This window comes from bacterium, assembly GCA_035308905.1.
In the GTDB taxonomy this organism is placed as follows: domain Bacteria; phylum Sysuimicrobiota; class Sysuimicrobiia; order Sysuimicrobiales; family Segetimicrobiaceae; genus DASSJF01.
Genome location: DATGFS010000022.1, coordinates 92028 through 108425, shown reverse-complemented (window position 1 = coordinate 108425; position 16398 = coordinate 92028). Strand labels below are relative to the sequence as shown.

Here is a 16398-nt window from a genome sequence, read left to right as displayed (position 1 = left end):
GTCAGGGTGGAAGCGTCGCGCGCCTCACCCGTTGTTCCCCCCACCGGCTGCGACCGGCTGGGACATGTGCAAGTTGTCGTCCGCCGTGTGGTCCATGACGCTGCCCGACGGCATATAGAACACAACGGCCGCGAGGCCGATCGTCACAAGTGAGAACGCGAGCACGAAGCCGCCGTGAATGCCGTGGGCGAGCGCCTGCCGGATGGCCTCATGTGCCTGGGGTCCGACCCGGGCCTGTCCCGCGGCATCGAGCAGCGCCCGCGGATCGACGTCCAGGGGCATCGCCAGCCGGACGTCCCGCGGCAGGTGCGCGAGGCGCGCGTCCAGGATGCCGACGAGGACCGCGCCCTGCGCGCTCACACCGATCACGCTGCCGAGGTTCCGCACGAAGATGTTGATCGCCGTGACGACACCGCGCAGCGGACGCGGTACCGCGTTCTGCATCGCCACCATGAACAGCGTCGCCGCGAGTCCCATCCCGCATCCAAGGACGAACATATCGAAGAAGACGATCCCCGCCGGGGTGCGGGCCGTGAGCAGCGTCAGCAGGGCCAGCGACGTCGCCAGCAGCGTCATCCCGGTCATCATCAGGGGACGGTAGCCCCACCGCAGCGCGAGGCGGCCCCCCGCGATGCTGGCCACCGTCCACATCACCATGTACGGCATCAACGCTTCCCCGGCGGTCGTGGCGCTCGATCCCAGCACGCCCTGCATGAACAGCGGCACGTACGCCGTCATGCCGAAGATGCTGATCCCGATGACAAAGCCGCCGATGCAGCACACGGTGATGATCCGGTTCGTGAACAGGCTGAACGGCATGAATGGTTCGGCCGTGTGCGTCTCGACGTGCAGGAAGAACAGCGTGAGGATCACGACGAGCGCGGCCAGGCCCGCGGCCGGCGCGGACAGCCACGGAAACGCGTGGCCGCCCCAGTACATGAGCAGCAGCAGGGCCACCGTCGCCGTCGAGAGCAGGGTGATGCCGGCAAAGTCGATCGTGCCGCGGCCTTTGGCCTTCGATTCGGTGAACGCGAACGTCAGGATGAGCGTGGCGATCAGCCCCGCCGGAATGTTGAGGAAAAAGATCCAGCGCCACACGCCGTGATCGGCGAGGAACCCGCCGACCAGCGGACCGATGATCGCCGCGAAGCCCCACACGCCGCTGAACAAGCCCTGCAGCCGCAGCCGCTGCTGCACTGGAAACAGATCCGCGATGATCGTCATGGCGATCGGCAGCACCGCCCCGCCGCCGATGCCCTGCAGGAGCCGGAAGAGCACGAGTTGATCCATCGAGCGCGAGAAGCCGCACAGCGCAGACGCCGCGACGAACCAGAGGATGCCGGTCAGGTAGATGCGCTTCCGGCCGTGGACGTCGGCGAGACGGCCGAAGATCGGCGTCGTCACGACAAACGCGATCTGGTACGCGGCGAATACCCACGAATACAGCGCCAGGCCGCCGAACGCGCCGACGATGGTCGGCATCGCCGTGCCGACCGCGGTGGAGTCCATCGCGGCGAGAAACATGCCGAGCATCGCCGCGATCGTGATGATGGCGCGCCGCGATGTGGGCGGCGACGGGGCGGACACCGGCGCGGCGGCCGCGGCGCCGCGGCCGCCGGCGGCTACGAGAGCCATCCCAACCGGCCCGGCACCATGATGCCCTTTGGATCGTACTGCGCGCGCAGGCGGCGCATCAACTCGACGGCCGGAGGCGCCTGCCCCCACACCGGCAGACTCGCTTTGAGCGGGGTGGGCGCGCTCTCGACGACGGCATATCCGCCGAGTCCGCCGGGCGGATCCGCGGACGCGGGTCCGGCGACCGCCGCGCGCGCGAGCGCGTCCGCGAGCGCGGCGGCCTCCCCCGGCGCGGTCGCAACGTAGGTCAATCCAACACCCGCGTGGGCGAGGACCGCCGGAGAGTTGCCCGCCGCCGCCTGGACGGCCTGGGCGGCGTCGAGCCACCGCGCGATCGGCGTGCCGACGCGGAAGACGACGCCCCCCGGGTGAGACGCCGGCGACGGGAACTCGGCCACCGCGCGCCACAGCGCGTCGTGGGGCGCCCCCGAGTATACCTCGAGCGCGGCGCCCGCACCGCCGGCGGAGGCGGTCAGCGTCCGCATCTCCTCGACGTGACGCGTCCGGCTCTCCTCGAGGCCCTCGGCCAGGAGTAGCACGCCCCATCGGCCCGTCCCGGAGGCGCCCGTCCCCGCCGGCAGGGACAGGCCGGCCCTCCGCGCCAGCATCGCCAGCGCGTCGGGACTCGCCGCCTCGAGCGCGGACGGGAGTAGATACGACCGCATCACGGCGGTGGTGAGCGCGTGCGCGGCCGCGGCGTTCGCGACCGTCACCAAGACCGTGACGCCCTCGCCGGGGAGCGGCAGGATCTTGAAGGTGACGTCGGTGATGACCCCGCAGGAGCCGAACGAGCCGATGAAGAGCTTGGCCAGATCGTAGCCGGCGACGTTTTTCACCACTTTGCCGCCCGCTTTGATCACCTCGCCGGTCGGCAGCGCGACGCGGATCCCGATGACGAGGTCGCGGATCGAGCCCCACAGGAGGCGGCGGGGACCGTTGCGGTTTGCCGCAACGAGGCCGCCGATCGTGGCGTCCGCGGCGCCCGGTGGATCGAGCGGCAGCCACTGTCCGTTGGCGGCGAGCGCGGTTTGCACGTCTCGAAACGGCGTGCCGGCGCGAACCGCTACGACGTAGTCGGCCGGCGTGTAGTCGGTGATGCCGGCGAGGCGGGTCGTCTCGACGACGAGATCGACCCGCGCCGGCGGAACGCCGAGGTGCTGGTGCGCCCCGCCGCCGTACGGGATCACCCCGGCGCCGGCCTCCGCGGCGGCGGTCAGCAGCGCCGCGATCTGCTCGGCGTCCGCGGGCACGGCCCAGAGTCCGGGGCGCACGCCGTCGATGCGCCGCGCGTCCAGGCGGTCGGGATCGGCGGTGAGATGCGCGTCACCGACGATGTCGCGGACCCGCGAGACGAAGGCGCCGCCGACCCGGTCCTGCGCGCGGGGCACGCTGCTCACGAGTTCTCTGCCACCGTGTACGCCCGGTCGAGCAGATCGACCACGTGGCACGCCTCCATCGGGATGCCCTGGGCGCGGATCCCGGCGGCGAGCTGCAGCAGGCAGCCCGGGTTCGGCGCGACCAGCAGGTCTGCGCCGGTCCGGAGCACCGCGCGCATCTTCTCTTCGAGGATCTGCCGCGAGTAGCCGGGCTGCACGATGTTGTAGATGCCGGCGCTGCCGCAGCAGTGGTCCGCGCCGTCCATCTCGACGAGCTCGAGGCCCGGGATCTTGCGCAGCAGCTCGCGGGGCTGGCGGCGGATGCGCTGGCCGTGCGCGAGATGGCACGGGTCCTGATACGTCGCGCGCGCGCGGATCTCGCCGAGCGCGCCGGCGAGGCCCAGCTCCGCGAGGAACTCGGTCGCGTCGCGGCACAGGCTGCTGAACGCCTCGGCCCGGGGCACGTACCCCGGGTCGTCGTCGCGGAACAGCACCGGGTATTCCTTGCTCGCCACCCCGCAGCCGGCCGCGTTGATGACCACCGCGTCCACACCCGCGCGCAGGAAGCTTTCGATGTTGCGGCGGGCCATCGCCTGGGCGGCCGCGCGCTCGCCGTTGTGGATGTTGAGCGCGCCGCAGCAGGTCTGCTCCCGCGGGATCACGACCTCGCAGCCGTTGCGCCGCAGCACGCGGACCGTCGCCTCGTTGGACTCCGGGAAGAGCACGCTCATCGCGCAGCCGGCGAGCAGCCCCACGCGGGCGCGCCGCGGGCCGATCGCGGGAAACACCTCCTGCTCCGGTGCGAACGCGCCGTCCGGCACCGCCGGGAGGAGGGCCTCCATCTCGCCGAGCCGCTCCGGCATCAGATGCAGCCGTCGCAGGAGCCGTCCGAGCCCGCTGCGCTGGTACAGGCGCAGCAGTCCCGCCGCGGCGCGCAGGCGTCCGGGATACGGCATCAGGTGGCGCAGCGCCGCGAGCGTCACACGTCTGGCGAGCGGGGAGCCGGTCGGCCCGACCTCCGCGCGCCCCGCTTCGATGATCGTGCCGAAGTGCACCCCTGCCGGGCACGCGGTCTCGCACGCGCGGCAGCCCAGGCAGACGTACATGTGCTCCTCGAGCCGCGCGTCGAGCGGCACCCGGCCCTGCGCCGCCGCCTCGATCAGGTGGATGCGGCCGCGCGGCGACTCGGTCTCGACGCCGAGCATGCGGTACGTCGGGCAGGCCGGCAGGCAGAACCCGCACTGGATGCACTTGTCCAGCTCGGGGATCAGCAGGCGCGGGATCGGACGGGCGGCGGCCGTCGCCATCGTACTCAAATCCACAGTCCCGACGCCGCCAGCCGCGGCGGGCGCCGTGTGAGCAGCTCGCCGCAGGAGACGGGCGTCGGAAACACCTTGAATGGATTCATGCGGTCCTCCGGGTCGAACGCGGCTTTGAGCCGCCGCTGCGCGCCGAGGTCGGCGTCGGTGAAGATCCAGGGCATGTAGTTGTTCTTTTCGAAGCCGATCCCGTGCTCTCCGCTGAGGCTGCCGCCGGCGGCGACGCATGCGGAGAGCATCTCCTCGCTCGCCTGCATCACCCGGTCGGTTTCACCGGGGGCCGTCGCGTCGTACGGAATGAGCGGATGCACGTTGCCGTCGCCGGCGTGAAACACGTTCGCGACGCGGATGTTGTACCGCCGCGCGATTTCCCCGATCTGATGCATGATCGCGGGCAGCTGGCTTCGCGGCACGACGGCGTCGTGGAGGTAGTAGTTCGGGGCGAGCCGGCCCATGGCGCCGAACGCGCCCTTGCGCGCCGCCCAGTAGAGGTGGCGCTCCTCCTCGGTGCGCGCGGTGCGGACCTCGCGGGCCCGGTTGGTCCGGCACAAGTCTTCGACCGTTCGGGCGCACCGCGCAAGCCCTTCCCGCACGCCCTCGACTTCAATCAAAAGGACCGCCCCGGCGTCGAGTGGCAGGCCCGCGTGGACCGCGGGCTCGACGGCCTGCGCCGTCAACTGGTCGATCATCTCGAGGGACGTCGGCCCGATGCCGGATGCGATGATGTCGGCGACGGCCTGACTCGCGTCTTCGATGGTCTCGAAGATGCCGAGCATCGTCCGGACCGTCTCCCGGCGGCGCAACAGCCGGACGGTGACCGCGGTCACGATGCCGATGGTACCTTCCGATCCGACGGCCAGGCCGGCGAGGTCGAGTCCCGGTTCGTCGGGGCCGCGCCCGCCGAGCTGAGCGACGGAGCCGTCGGCCATCACCATCTCGAGTCCCAGCACGTGGTTGGTCGTCACGCCGAACGCGAGGGTGTGCACGCCGCCGCTGTTGTTCGCGACATTGCCGCCGATGCTGCAGGCCGACTGGCTGCTCGGATCGGGCGCGTAGAAGTAGCCGTCGCCCTCGACCGCGCGCGTGACGTCGAGGTTGATGACGCCGGGCTGCACGACCGCGATGCGATTGTCGAGGTCGATCGAGAAGATGCGCCGCATCTTGGTCATTGCGACAACGACCCCGCCGATCGGCGTAATCGCGCCGCCGGAGAGCCCCGTCCCCGACCCGCGTGCGATCAGCGGTACCCGGAACCGTCCGGCCGCGCGCACGATTGCCGCGACGTCGTCCGTCGAGGTTGGAAACACGACAAGATCCGGCACCGCGGCCAGGACCGAGCCGTCGTACTCGTAGGCCAGGAGGTCGACGGGCTGCGCGAGGACGCGCTCCCGCCCGAGCGCGTCCTCGAGGGCGGCGGCCAGCGCACCGCGATCGGCAATACGAATGCGGAGTTCGGCGAGACTCACGGCCATTTCAGTATAACAGACGCGCGGCGGCGCACGGCCTGCCGCGGGGCCGGCGCCCGGGAGCGGGCCGGCCGGCGATGATCCCGCGCGGACCCCGCGCGGTGTGGTGTCAGCGCGCCGCCGACGCGATCGTCTCGGCGAGGACGGCCGCGTCCTCCGCGACACCGAGGAACGTTGCGGACTTGCGCTTGCGCTGAAAGTGCACGCCCATGAAATGCAACCCGGGGATCACCGTGCTCGAGCCGTTGCGTTGGATCGGGAACCCCATCTCGTCGAACGCCGACGGCAGTCTGACCCAGCGCCCGTAGTCCGGCCGAAACCCCGAGGTGAACACGACCGCGCCGAGCCGGTCGAGCTTCAGGCGGTCCAGCGGATCGGCCTGAAACGGCGCCGGCGGCGGCATCTCCGGCGGCTTCACGCCGCGCGCCGCGCACGCTTTGCGGATGAGGCCGCAGATATCGGCGTACCGGGCGTCGCCGAACGCGACCGACTCGGCCGCATCCGGCGCAAAGTACGCGACGCCGTCCTCGATGCCCGTGAGGTGGCCCAGCAGGCGCACACCGAGCGTCTGCAGCGTCCGGTAGTGGCAGTCGTGGCCGCCGCCGCGGCCGCTCGCCTGCACATTGGCGCCGAGCCGCGCGAGCGGACTGGGGAGGTCGGAGAGGGTCATGTCCATGAACGGCGTCTCGTCGATCCAGGCGATGATGTCGCGCCCGTCGAGGCGCCGGGGCGCCCAGGGAGCGCGCCCGCAGGCCAGGTAGGTCTCCCGGCCCGCCTCGCGGAGCTCCTCGGCGAGCTGGCACCCGGTCTGGCCGCTCCCGACCACGAGCGCCGGGCCCGCGGGCAGCGCGCCGGGCTGCGTGTACTGCTCGGCATCGATCACGTGAAGCGATGCGGGGAGCTGCGCCGCGGCGGCGGGCCGGTGCGGTCTCTGATAGGCGCCGGCGGCGAGGACGACCTGGCGGGCCCGGATCTCGCCCGACGACGTGCGCACCAGAAAGCCGCCCGAGTCCGCCTGTTCGAGCGCCGTGACGTTGATGTCCTCGCGCACGGGCGCCTCGAAGCTGCGTGCGTACCCCTGGAGATGCGCCACGATCTCGTCCCGAGGCATGAAGCCGTCGGGATCACCGCCGTACGAGTAGCCCGGCAGCCGGACGGTCCAGTTGGGAATCACGAGGCAGAAGCTGTTCCAGCGGCCGCGCCACGTCTCGCCCACACGGCCGCGCTCCAAAACGGTATGGTCGACCGCCGCGGCCGCGAGCTCGTGGCTGAGTGCGAGCCCCGCCTGGCCGGCCCCAACGATGACGATATTTGCCGTCTCGGTCATGTGGTGCCCAATCGGTTCGCAGTGCCGCCGCTCCGGCCCTGCGCCGGGCGGCAAGCCTGGCTTGAGGGCCGGGGGCGGAGCCCCCGGCCCTCACGCGTGCCTGACGCAGGCCGGCGGCTCTACCATCCTCGCTCACCGCGCTCGCGGTGAGCAGCCACCGCACGCCGAGTGGTAGCACCTACTAAAACCGGCCAATAACACCTGTCTTCACCCGCCGACCAGCGCGTCGAAGCGTCGGCAGGGCCGGGACGCGGGCGTGGGAAAGAGCGACCCGATGCGTATCTACACGATCGGGCACTCCACACGGTCTCTCGACGAGCTGGTCGAGGCGCTGCGCAGCTTCGGCGTCCGCACGCTGGTCGACATCCGGACGGTGCCTCGCTCGCGCCACGTGCCGCAGTTCAACGCCGAGAGTCTGCGGCGCATCCTGCCCAACCGGCGCATCCGCTACCGGCACATGAAGGCGCTTGGGGGGTTACGGAAGCCGCGCCCGGACTCGACCAACACGGCGTGGCGGAACACGGGATTCCGCGGGTTCGCCGATTATATGGAGACACCGGAGTTCGCGGAGGCCCTGAGGGAACTGCGCGCGCTCGCGCGGGACGCCGGTCCCGTCGCGATCATGTGCGCCGAGGCGGTGCCCTGGCGCTGCCACCGCTCGCTCGTGGCCGACGCGCTCATTGCGCGCGGCGACGACGTGCTCGACATCATGGGCCCGGGCAAGGGCACCACGCACAAGCCGACCCCGTGGGCACGTGTTGAGGGCGGACGGGTCACGTATCCCGGGCCGCCGGCGCCGGCAGAGCGCGTTCGACGCGGCCGGCCCTAAACCGCGCTCTCTCTCCCCCGCATCATTGTGATCAACTCGCCGGCGAGTTCGATCGAGTCGGGAGCGGCCAGCGCCACATTGTCGAACGTGAAACCGCCGAATCCCGCGTCGACGTACCTGCCGAGCAGTTCGGCGGCCTGGGGAAGCGTGGCGGGATGGACCATGCGCCGCCGCGCGGCCGGAATGCCCTCGAGCGCGGACGCGGCGTCGTGCTCGCTTCGGACCAGCAGAAGCCCGCTGCCGACGGTCAGAAGCACCGCAGAAGGGTCTCGCCCTTCGGCCTCGCAGTGGCGCCCGAAGATCTCCTTCTTCCGCTTCAGACCCTCCAAGTCGCCGCCGAACCAGTGGCCGATGTCGCCGTGCCGCGCGAGCAATCGGAGGGTCCGTTTCTCTCCGCCCCCGCCGATGAGAATCTTCGGCCCGCCGGGCTGGATCGGCCGGGGACTGTTGAGCGCGCGCTCGATCCGATAGTACCGGCCTTGGAAGGACGGGCGCTCCTCGCGGAACATGCTCCTGATGATGGTCAGGGCCTCATCGAGCCGGTCCATCCGCTCGCGGACGGGCGGAAACTCAAAGCCGTACCCTCGATGCTCCGCTTCGTTCCAGGCCGCTCCGATGCCCATCAGCGCGCGGCCCTTGGAGATCATGTCCAGCGTGGTCACCATCTTCGCGAGCAGCGCCGGATTCCGGTACGTCACTCCGGTGACGAGCGTCCCGAGCCCGACGCGCGACGTGCGGGCGGCCAGCGCGCCGAGCGTCGTGTACGCCTCGAGCATGGGATCGGTGTCCGCGCCGACCACGCCGATCTGATAGAAGTGGTCCATCACCGTGACGAAGTCGAAGCCCGCCCGCTCCGCCGCGAGGGCATTCTCGACGACGCGATCCCATAGACCGCTGGCGGGCACTCCGGGAAACGTGAACTTGGGCATGTGGAATCCGAACATCATCGGCGCGCGTCGAGAGCGCGCGGGGCCGACGGTGGGAGGCATCGTGCCCGCCTACCGGGCCATGTCGCCGGCTTCGATCATCGACGCCAGGCGCTCGATCCGCTCCGCGAACATCTTCTCGCCCAGTTCCGCGGTCGAGCCCCTCGCGTCGCCCAAAATTCCGGTGGGGCTCATCGTGTCCATCGGCGGCGGGACCTTCGAGCGCCACCGGATCGAGGCGTCGCCGGTAAAGCCTTCGCACGCGTTCTCCATCTCGACGAGATCGGGCCGGTGCGCGAGCATGAGGGACGTTTCCCCCTGCGCCGCGTGGACGCCGAGTTTCGCCATGTCGAGCCCCTCGCGCGCGGCGAAGGCCCGCGTCTGCTGCAGCCACTCATCGAAGTCCGTGACGGCCGAGATCCGCAGCGCCGAATGCTCGTCGCGCAGGCGCGGCAGCACGTTCCGCAGCGCGCGATAGTTGCCGCCGTGGCTGCAGAGCAGAATCACCTCGCGGAAGCCGTGGCGGGCCAGCGACCGGCAGACGTCTTCGATCACGGTCTCGAGCGTGGATTCCTCGATGCTCACCGTCCCGGCCATCGGCAGGTGTCCCGCGGAATAGCCGATCGTAATCACCGGCGCGACGAGCGCATCTCCGAGCCGGCGGGCGAGGCGGACGCCGGTCGCGTAGCCGAGATACGTGTCCGTCCCGATCGGCAGGTGCGGTCCGTGCTGTTCCATCGCGGCCAGCATGACGATGACCCGACGCTTCCCGGCCGCGATCGCGTCGCGCACCTCCGGCCACGTCATTTCTTCGAGCAGCACGGTATTTCGCATCGGTCCACTCCTCGACGGCGGATCGGGCGCGCGGCGGCGAAGGCATCGCCACGATGCTCCCGAAATGGCCTTCGCGGCGGCCGCGGGGCTCTCCCGCGCCGCGCAGCCGCGCGGGCCGCCGGCCCGCAGACGCCGTTCGGACGAGGAGGAACGCCATGAGCGACAGCGCGCCCGGCCGGGCGGTTGCGGCGCTTCGATCGCACCTCGCGACGATCGCCGATCTCAGAGCGGCGGCGGCGATTCTCCGCTGGGACCAGGAGACCCTGATGCCGCCCGGCGGGGCGGAAGGCCGCGCGCTTCAGCTCGCGACGCTCGCGCGTCTCGCCCATGAGCGTCTCGTGGCGGACGAGAGCCGGCGCCTGCTCGACGCGGCGGAGGCCGCCGCGCGCGGCGCCGATCCGGCGTCAGACGACGCGGCCCTCGTCCGGGTGACGCGCCGCGACCTCGACCGCGCCGCGAAGCTGCCGGCGGAGTTCGTGGCCGAGCAGCGGCGCGTCTCGGCGGTCGCGACGCACGTCTGGCGGGAGGCGCGGCGGACGAACGACTTCGCCGTCTTCAGGCCGCATCTCGAGGAAGTGTTCCGGCTCGCCCGGCGGGAGGCGGAGTACATCGGCTACGCCGGGCATCCCTACGACGCCCTCGTGGACCGCTACGATCCCGGCGTGACGGCGCGCGAGCTGGAGACGCTGTTCGGGCGCCTTCTCGAGGTCGTGGTGCCGCTGGTGCGGGGAATCGCGTCGCGGGCCGGCGCCGTGGATCCGGCCGTGCTCGATGCCGGCTTCGACGAAGCGGCGCAGCGGACGTTCGCGCTCGAGATGGTGGAGGCGTTCGGCTACGACACGCGGCGCGGACGGCTGGACCTGTCCGCGCATCCGTTCTCCACGAAGTTTCATCGCGACGACGTGCGGATCACCACGCGCTACGGCCGGCGCCTGTCCGCGGTGTTCGGCGTGTTTCACGAATCGGGGCACGCGATGTACAGCCAGGGCACCGCGCCGGCGCTGGAGCGGTCGCCGCTCGCCGAGGGCGCCGGCAGCGGCATCCACGAGTCCCAGTCGCGCATGTGGGAGAACCTTGTCGGCCGCAGCCGCGCGTTTTGGGAGTACGCGTTTCCGCTTCTCCGCCGGGCGTTCCCGGAGCAGCTCGAGTCGGCCGACGCCGAGCGCGTCTACCGGGCGGTAAACCACGTCGAGCCGGGACTGATCCGCGTGAGTGCCGACGAGGTCACATACAATCTGCACATCGTGCTGCGGTTCGAGCTTGAAAAGGCGCTGCTGACCGGTGACCTGGCGGTCCGGGATCTGCCGGAGGCCTGGGGGGGCCGGATGCGCACCTTTCTCGGCCTCACGCCGCCCGACGACACCGACGGCGTGCTGCAAGATATCCACTGGTCGAGCGGGCTGGTCGGCTCCTTCCCCTCCTACACCCTCGGCAACGTGGCATCGGCGCAGCTGTTCGACGCCGCGCGCCGCGCACACCCGTCGCTCCTGGACGACATCCGCGCGGGACGCTTCGCCGCGCTCTACGGGTGGATGCGGGACCACGTCTACGTGCACGGCCGCAAGTTCCTGCCCTCCGAGCTGCTCCAGCGCGCGACGGGCTCCGTGCTGACGGCCGAGCCGTACGTGGGCTATCTGCGCGCCAAGTTCACCGACCTCTACGGGCTGCCGGCGTAACGGGGCCCGCCCGCGCCGCGTACGTTTCCCCGCGGGGGCGGCGGGGGAAATTCCCAATGCGGTGATATGCGCGTCTTTCGGCGTGTCACCGACGCTCGGGCATGCTAGGGAGGTCAGGCTATATGCGCTATCTGTTGCTCGCGGCCATACTGGTAGTCAGCCTCGCAACAGCAGGTTCGGTGTCGGCGCAGGAGCTCATCGGCGTGAGCGGCTTCACCGCCGCGCACGGGATGCTGGGCGGATCGGGAACGCTCGGCGGCGTCGACGGCGCGATCACGTCGACCGTGACAGCGGGCGACGCCGACTGTGCCAACTCGTGCAGCGGCAACTGGGTCATGGTGGTCGGCAGCGCGAACTTCGCCGGCGGCACGTTCACGTGCGACGCCGGCTCGTGCCTCTACATGGGCAACGTGGCCGTCGCGACCCCGACCGGATTTGCGATCTCCACGATCGACTCCAACGTCGGCACGAACATCGCCGCCGCGATCTACAGGCACGGGATGTGGGTCAATGACGTCAACGCCTGGGCGGTTGCCAATCCGGGCGCCATCGCGGCGATGAACATGTCAATCGCCGACTTCGTCTCCCACGCGACCGCGGACAGCGGCACCTCCGAATAGCCGTCGTGTGCCGGCGTTGACCGCCGGAGGCAGTGAAGAAGGGGAGCGGCATGCGCCGCTCCCCTTCTCGCAGGGGGGCGCCGCCGCGGGCCCTTCAGATTTTCAGCCGCGGATCGAGGACGTCCCGCAGGCCGTCCCCGAGCATGTTCACGCCGAGCACGGTCAGCATGATCGCCAGCCCCGGAAACGTCGAGATCCACCAGGCGTCGCGCAGGTAGTCGCGGCCTTCGCTCAGCATCCGGCCCCATTCCGGCGTCGGCGGCTGGCTGCCGAGGCCGATGAACGAGAGCGCCGCGGCCGCGAGAATCGCGGTGCCCATCCCGAGCGTGCCGGCCACGATCACCGGCGCCACCACGTTCGGCAGGATATGGCGGACGAGGATGACGGACACCGGGACCCCGGTCACGCGCGCGGCGTCGACGTAGAGCTGCTCCTTCGCCACCAGCACCGATCCGCGCACGAGCCGCGCGTACAGCGGGATCTGCGAGATGCCGACGGCGATCATGAGATTGCGGACGCTGGGCCCGAGGACGCTCACGATCCCGAGGGCGAGCAGAATGCCGGGGAACGCCAGCATCACATCGACGACGCGCATCAGGAAGGCGTCGAGCACCCCGCCGTAATAGCCCGCGATGAGGCCTACCGCGGTGCCGGCCGTCGCTGCGATGCCCACCGAAATGAGCCCAACCGTGAGCGAAATAACGGAGCCGTGGACGACGCGGCTGTAGGTGTCGCGCCCGTACTGGTCGGTGCCCATCGGGTGGCCCGGTCCCGGGGCGGCGAGTGCTTGGGCGATGTCGATCCGGATCGGGCTCACCGGCGCGAGGGCGTTCTGAAACAGCGCGACGAAGACGAGCGCCCCGACGATGACAAGCCCCGCGACGGCGCCCTTGTGCCGGCCGGCCCGCCGGAGGCTCGACCGCAAACGCGTCTGCGGGTTAGCCATACCGGATGCGCGGATCGACGGCCGCGTATACGACGTCGACGAGCAGGTTGATGAACACGTAGGCGATCGCCACGAACAGGACGATGCCCTGCACCAGCGGGAAATCTTTGTTCAAGATCGCGTTGATGAGCAGCCGCCCGATCCCCGGCCGCCCAAACACCGTCTCGATGATCACCGCGCCGGCCAGCAGCTGGCCGGCCTGCAGCCCGAAGATCGTGACGATCGGGATGAGCGCGTTGGCGAGCCCGTGCCGCAGCACCACCGAGGCGCCCGCCAGCCCCTTCGCCCGCGCCGTCGTCATGTAGTCCATCCGCAGCACTTCGAGCATGCTCGACCGCGTGAGCGCCGCGGTAATCGCCGCGGAGCCCGCCCCGAGCGCGAACGCCGGCATGACGAGATGGTCGAGACCTCCGCCCCCGGTCGCGGGCAGCAGCCCGAAGCGCAGCGAGAACACGAAGATCAGCAGCAGGCCGAGCCAGAAGGACGGCATCGACACCCCGAGCCGGGCGAGCATCATCGCGGCGACGTCCGTCCAAGAGTTCTGGCGGATCGCCGCCACCACGCCGAGCCCAACGCCGAGGGCGGCCGAGAGCGCGAGGGCCGTCAGGGTCAGTTGGATGGTGGAGGGAAACAGCTCCATGATCTCGTCCGTGACGGGGCGGCGGTCGCGGATTGACTCGCCGAGGTTGCCGCGGGCCGCGTTCACCACGAACCGCGCATACTGCTGGGCAAACGGCTCGTTGAGGTGCAGCTGCGCGCGCATCCGCGCGATCTGCTGCGGGCTCGTCACGAACTCGCTCAACATCATCTTCACGGGGTCGCCCGGGATCAGATACAGCATCGAGAACACCGTGAGCGTGACGCCGAAGACGACCGGAACGGTTGCGAGGAGCCGTCCGGAGATGTAGCGGATCACCGCGGATGGACGTGCGTGGCGCCGGCCCCGCTTCTCGGGACGGCGCCGGTCGGAACCCCCGGAAAGTCGTCGGCGCGGACGATGTGGCCGTCGTGGATCACGCCCGCCACCCGGCGGACCGCGGAGACGTCGGATAGCGGATTGTCCTTCAGGACGATCAGGTCCGCGCGCCTGCCGGGCTCGACGGCGCCGATCTCCCCGTCGAGTCCCAGCAGCTTCGCCGCGTCCGCCGTCGCCGTGCGGAGCGCCTGGTACGAAGACAGGCCGATCCGCACGAAGATCTCAAGCTCGGTCGCGATGTCCGGATGGGGCGCCGCGGGCGACCCGTTGTCGGAGCCCGCCGCGACGCGCACCCCGGCGCGGTGCGCGGCGAGGAACCGTTCGACTTTGAGATCCCAGGCGCGGCGCGCCAGCTCGACCACGTACGCCGGCAGATCGTGGTCCGCTCCCGTCTCCTTCATCTTGTAGTAGATCGAGAAGGTCGGCACGATGAAGCCGTCCCGCTGCCGCAGCAGGTCGATGGCTTCCTGGTCCATGAACGAGGCGTGCTCGATGGAATCGATCCCCGCGCGGAGGCAGTTCTTGATCGACGGCGCGCCGTGCGCGTGCGCACAGGTCTTGCGGCCCGCCTTCGCGGCCTCGCGCACGCCGGCGGTGAGCTCGTCGGCGTCCAGTTGGGTCGACGCCGGCTGCTCGCCCTCCTCGGCGAAGCCCCCGCTCGCCATGAACTTGACCCAGTCGGTCCGGACCTTGATTCGTTCGCGGACCGCGCGCCGGACCTCGTCCGGGCCGTCGGCCTCCTGCCCGTAGAACCACCCGTGGCCGCCGGTCATCGTGATCATCCGGCCGCACGCCACAATCCGGGGTCCCGGAGTCTTGCCCGCGGCGATCGCGTCGCGCAGGAGCACGTCGCCGTCGTCGAGGCCGCAGGTGTCCCGGATCGTGGTGATGCCGGCGAGCAGCGTCCGGCGGGCGTTGTCGGCCCCGCGTAGGATGCGCATCCGCGGATCGTGGGCGAGCTCCGTCCCGACGAGGCCGCCGCTCAACGTGATGTGGCAGTGCGCGTCGATCAGCCCGGGCATCACGTACGCGCCGCGGAGGTCAAGGGTCGGTTCGTCCACCGCGGCGGTCTGCCCCTCGCCGTCTCCCGGCGGCGCGACCCGGCTGATCCGGCCGTCCTCGATCAGGACATCCGCCGGGCGGGCCGCGGCCGCGTCCGGCCCGGCCATCGAAATGACGGCGGCGTTCTTGAGGAGCGTGCGCATGTGCGTCCTTCTACGCCGGCCGCACGACGGGCGTGCCGCCGAGCATGACCATTGCTGGGTGCCGGAGGGCTCCCAGATCTTCGAGGGGATCGCCCGCCACGCCGATGATGTCGGCGTGGCATCCCTCGCGCAGCGTCCCCACGTCGGCGAGGCCCATCGCCGCGGCCGGCGCGGACGTCGCGGAGACGATCGTCTCGCCGGCCGGCATGCCGGCGTCGTGCAGCAGCTCGAGCTCCTTGACCAGACCGTCGAACGGCGTGAAGCGCCAGCCCGCGTCGGTGCCGGCGACGTAGCGGACACCCGCCTGACGCATCCGCGACGCGTTCTCCGTGTTGCCGTCGTTCATCCGGTGCCACCGTTCGACGGCGGCCCGTTCCTCGTGCGTCGGGTCGTCCCGGGCGGACAGCGCGTCCACGAGGAAGTGGCCGACGCAGAGCGTCGACGTGACGCCGACGCCGCGCTGCGCCAGCGCGCCGGCGACGTCCGGCTCGTACCGCTGCTGTCCCTGCTCGCTGCTGAGAAACAGCGCGTGTTCGACGTGATCCGCACCGGCCGCAAGCGCGTTCCGGGTGGCGTCGGCGCAGGTGCAGTGGATGCCCACGCGCCGGTTGAGCCGGTGGGCTTCGTCCACCGCGGCACGGAGCTCTTCCACCGTATAGGACGGCCGCGACGACACGGTGCCGGCCGTCCCGCCGCCGCTCGCCATCATTTTGATGTAGTCGACGCCCGCCTTGACGAGGCGGCGCACCATCGTGCGCACGCCTTCCGGCCCGTCCGCTTCTCCGCCGAAGTACCAGCAGTGTCCCCCGGTGACGGTCATCGGGCACCGGCACAGGTGCAGGCGCGGTAGGACGGCGTACCCGAGCTGCTGCGCGCGGCGCAGCTCGAGGGAGGTGTCGCGCATGCTGCCGCAGTCGCGGAGCGTCGTGATCCCGGCGCGCAGGGCGGTCTGCGCGTTATGCATCGCCGACGCCAGCAGGACGCCGTCCGGCTCGCGCACCGACGTCTCGAACGGCGTGCCGTCGCCCGGCAACGCGAGATGCACATGCGCGTCGATGAGGCCTGGCAGCAGCGTGTGGCCGGCGAGGTTGAGCTCAGGCGCGTCGGGAGGCCAGTCCCCTCGGGGCGCCCGGCCCCCGTACACCCCGTGGATCCTCCCCCCGCGGACGGCGACCGTCGGATTCGCGAGCGGAGGCGCCCCGGTGCCGTCGATGAGGCGCGACGCGCGGAGGATCAGCCATTCCGGACCGCGGGGCGTCACAC

Annotated in this window: 14 protein-coding genes; 3 read left to right on the top strand and 11 right to left on the bottom strand. The window is 70.9% G+C overall.

The window, feature by feature from the left end:
* Positions 1 to 24 precede the first annotated feature (24 nt).
* The 5 genes from VKT83_05875 to VKT83_05855 form a co-directional block, all read right to left on the bottom strand.
* Complete coding sequence (locus tag VKT83_05875; GenBank protein HLY21978.1) at positions 25 to 1635, bottom strand: MDR family MFS transporter; 1611 nt, start codon at positions 1633 to 1635, stop codon at positions 25 to 27.
* Positions 1623 to 3032 carry an FAD-binding oxidoreductase gene (locus VKT83_05870; protein ID HLY21977.1) on the bottom strand — a complete coding sequence of 470 codons (1410 nt, stop codon included), beginning with the start codon at positions 3030 to 3032 and terminating at the stop codon, positions 1623 to 1625. The genes VKT83_05875 and VKT83_05870 overlap by 13 nt, the downstream gene beginning before the upstream one ends.
* Positions 3029 to 4318, bottom strand: a complete 1290-nt coding sequence (locus tag VKT83_05865; GenBank protein ID HLY21976.1) for a (Fe-S)-binding protein — start codon at positions 4316 to 4318, stop codon at positions 3029 to 3031. Before VKT83_05865 ends, VKT83_05870 begins: the two co-directional genes overlap by 4 nt.
* 5 nt (positions 4319 to 4323) lie before the next feature.
* Positions 4324 to 5796, bottom strand: a complete 1473-nt coding sequence (locus VKT83_05860; GenBank protein ID HLY21975.1) for an FAD-linked oxidase C-terminal domain-containing protein — start codon at positions 5794 to 5796, stop codon at positions 4324 to 4326.
* Positions 5797 to 5905: 109 nt separating this feature from the next.
* Positions 5906 to 7123: an NAD(P)/FAD-dependent oxidoreductase gene (locus VKT83_05855; GenBank protein ID HLY21974.1), complete on the bottom strand. Its 1218-nt coding sequence runs from the start codon at positions 7121 to 7123 to the stop codon at positions 5906 to 5908.
* Positions 7124 to 7397: 274 nt separating this feature from the next.
* Here VKT83_05855 and VKT83_05850 point away from each other — a divergent pair, with 274 nt between their 5' ends.
* Positions 7398 to 7952, top strand: a complete 555-nt coding sequence (locus tag VKT83_05850; GenBank protein HLY21973.1) for a DUF488 domain-containing protein — start codon at positions 7398 to 7400, stop codon at positions 7950 to 7952.
* Here the strand turns inward: VKT83_05850 and VKT83_05845 are convergent.
* Together VKT83_05845 and VKT83_05840 are read right to left on the bottom strand one after the other, a co-directional pair.
* Positions 7949 to 8941 carry an LLM class F420-dependent oxidoreductase gene (locus tag VKT83_05845; protein HLY21972.1) on the bottom strand — a complete coding sequence of 331 codons (993 nt, stop codon included), beginning with the start codon at positions 8939 to 8941 and terminating at the stop codon, positions 7949 to 7951. The two genes, VKT83_05850 and VKT83_05845, sit on opposite strands and share 4 nt — an antisense overlap.
* Positions 8942 to 8950: 9 nt before the next feature.
* On the bottom strand, positions 8951 to 9712 hold the full coding sequence (locus VKT83_05840; protein ID HLY21971.1) for a creatininase family protein: 762 nt from the start codon (positions 9710 to 9712) through the stop codon (positions 8951 to 8953).
* A 155-nt stretch (positions 9713 to 9867) separates the two neighbouring features.
* On the opposite strand from VKT83_05840, the gene VKT83_05835 reads away from it, so the two are divergent.
* Both VKT83_05835 and VKT83_05830 read left to right on the top strand, forming a co-directional pair.
* On the top strand, positions 9868 to 11388 hold the full coding sequence (locus tag VKT83_05835; GenBank protein ID HLY21970.1) for a carboxypeptidase M32: 1521 nt from the start codon (positions 9868 to 9870) through the stop codon (positions 11386 to 11388).
* A gap of 122 nt (positions 11389 to 11510) precedes the next feature.
* Positions 11511 to 12008: a hypothetical protein gene (locus VKT83_05830; protein ID HLY21969.1), complete on the top strand. Its 498-nt coding sequence runs from the start codon at positions 11511 to 11513 to the stop codon at positions 12006 to 12008.
* Between the two features lie 94 nt (positions 12009 to 12102).
* On the opposite strand, the gene VKT83_05825 is transcribed toward VKT83_05830, so the two are convergent.
* From VKT83_05825 to VKT83_05810, 4 genes are read right to left on the bottom strand one after another with little or no spacing between them, the layout of a single operon-like run.
* A complete protein-coding gene (locus tag VKT83_05825; protein ID HLY21968.1) occupies positions 12103 to 12954 on the bottom strand; it encodes an ABC transporter permease in 852 nt (283 codons plus the stop codon).
* A complete protein-coding gene (locus VKT83_05820; protein ID HLY21967.1) occupies positions 12947 to 13870 on the bottom strand; it encodes an ABC transporter permease in 924 nt (307 codons plus the stop codon). The genes VKT83_05825 and VKT83_05820 overlap by 8 nt, the downstream gene beginning before the upstream one ends.
* Complete coding sequence (locus VKT83_05815) at positions 13867 to 15135, bottom strand: amidohydrolase family protein (protein ID HLY21966.1); 1269 nt, start codon at positions 15133 to 15135, stop codon at positions 13867 to 13869. Before VKT83_05815 ends, VKT83_05820 begins: the two co-directional genes overlap by 4 nt.
* Positions 15136 to 15145: 10 nt before the next feature.
* On the bottom strand, positions 15146 to 16396 hold the full coding sequence (locus tag VKT83_05810) for an amidohydrolase family protein (GenBank protein HLY21965.1): 1251 nt from the start codon (positions 16394 to 16396) through the stop codon (positions 15146 to 15148).
* Positions 16397 to 16398: the final 2 nt, after the last annotated feature.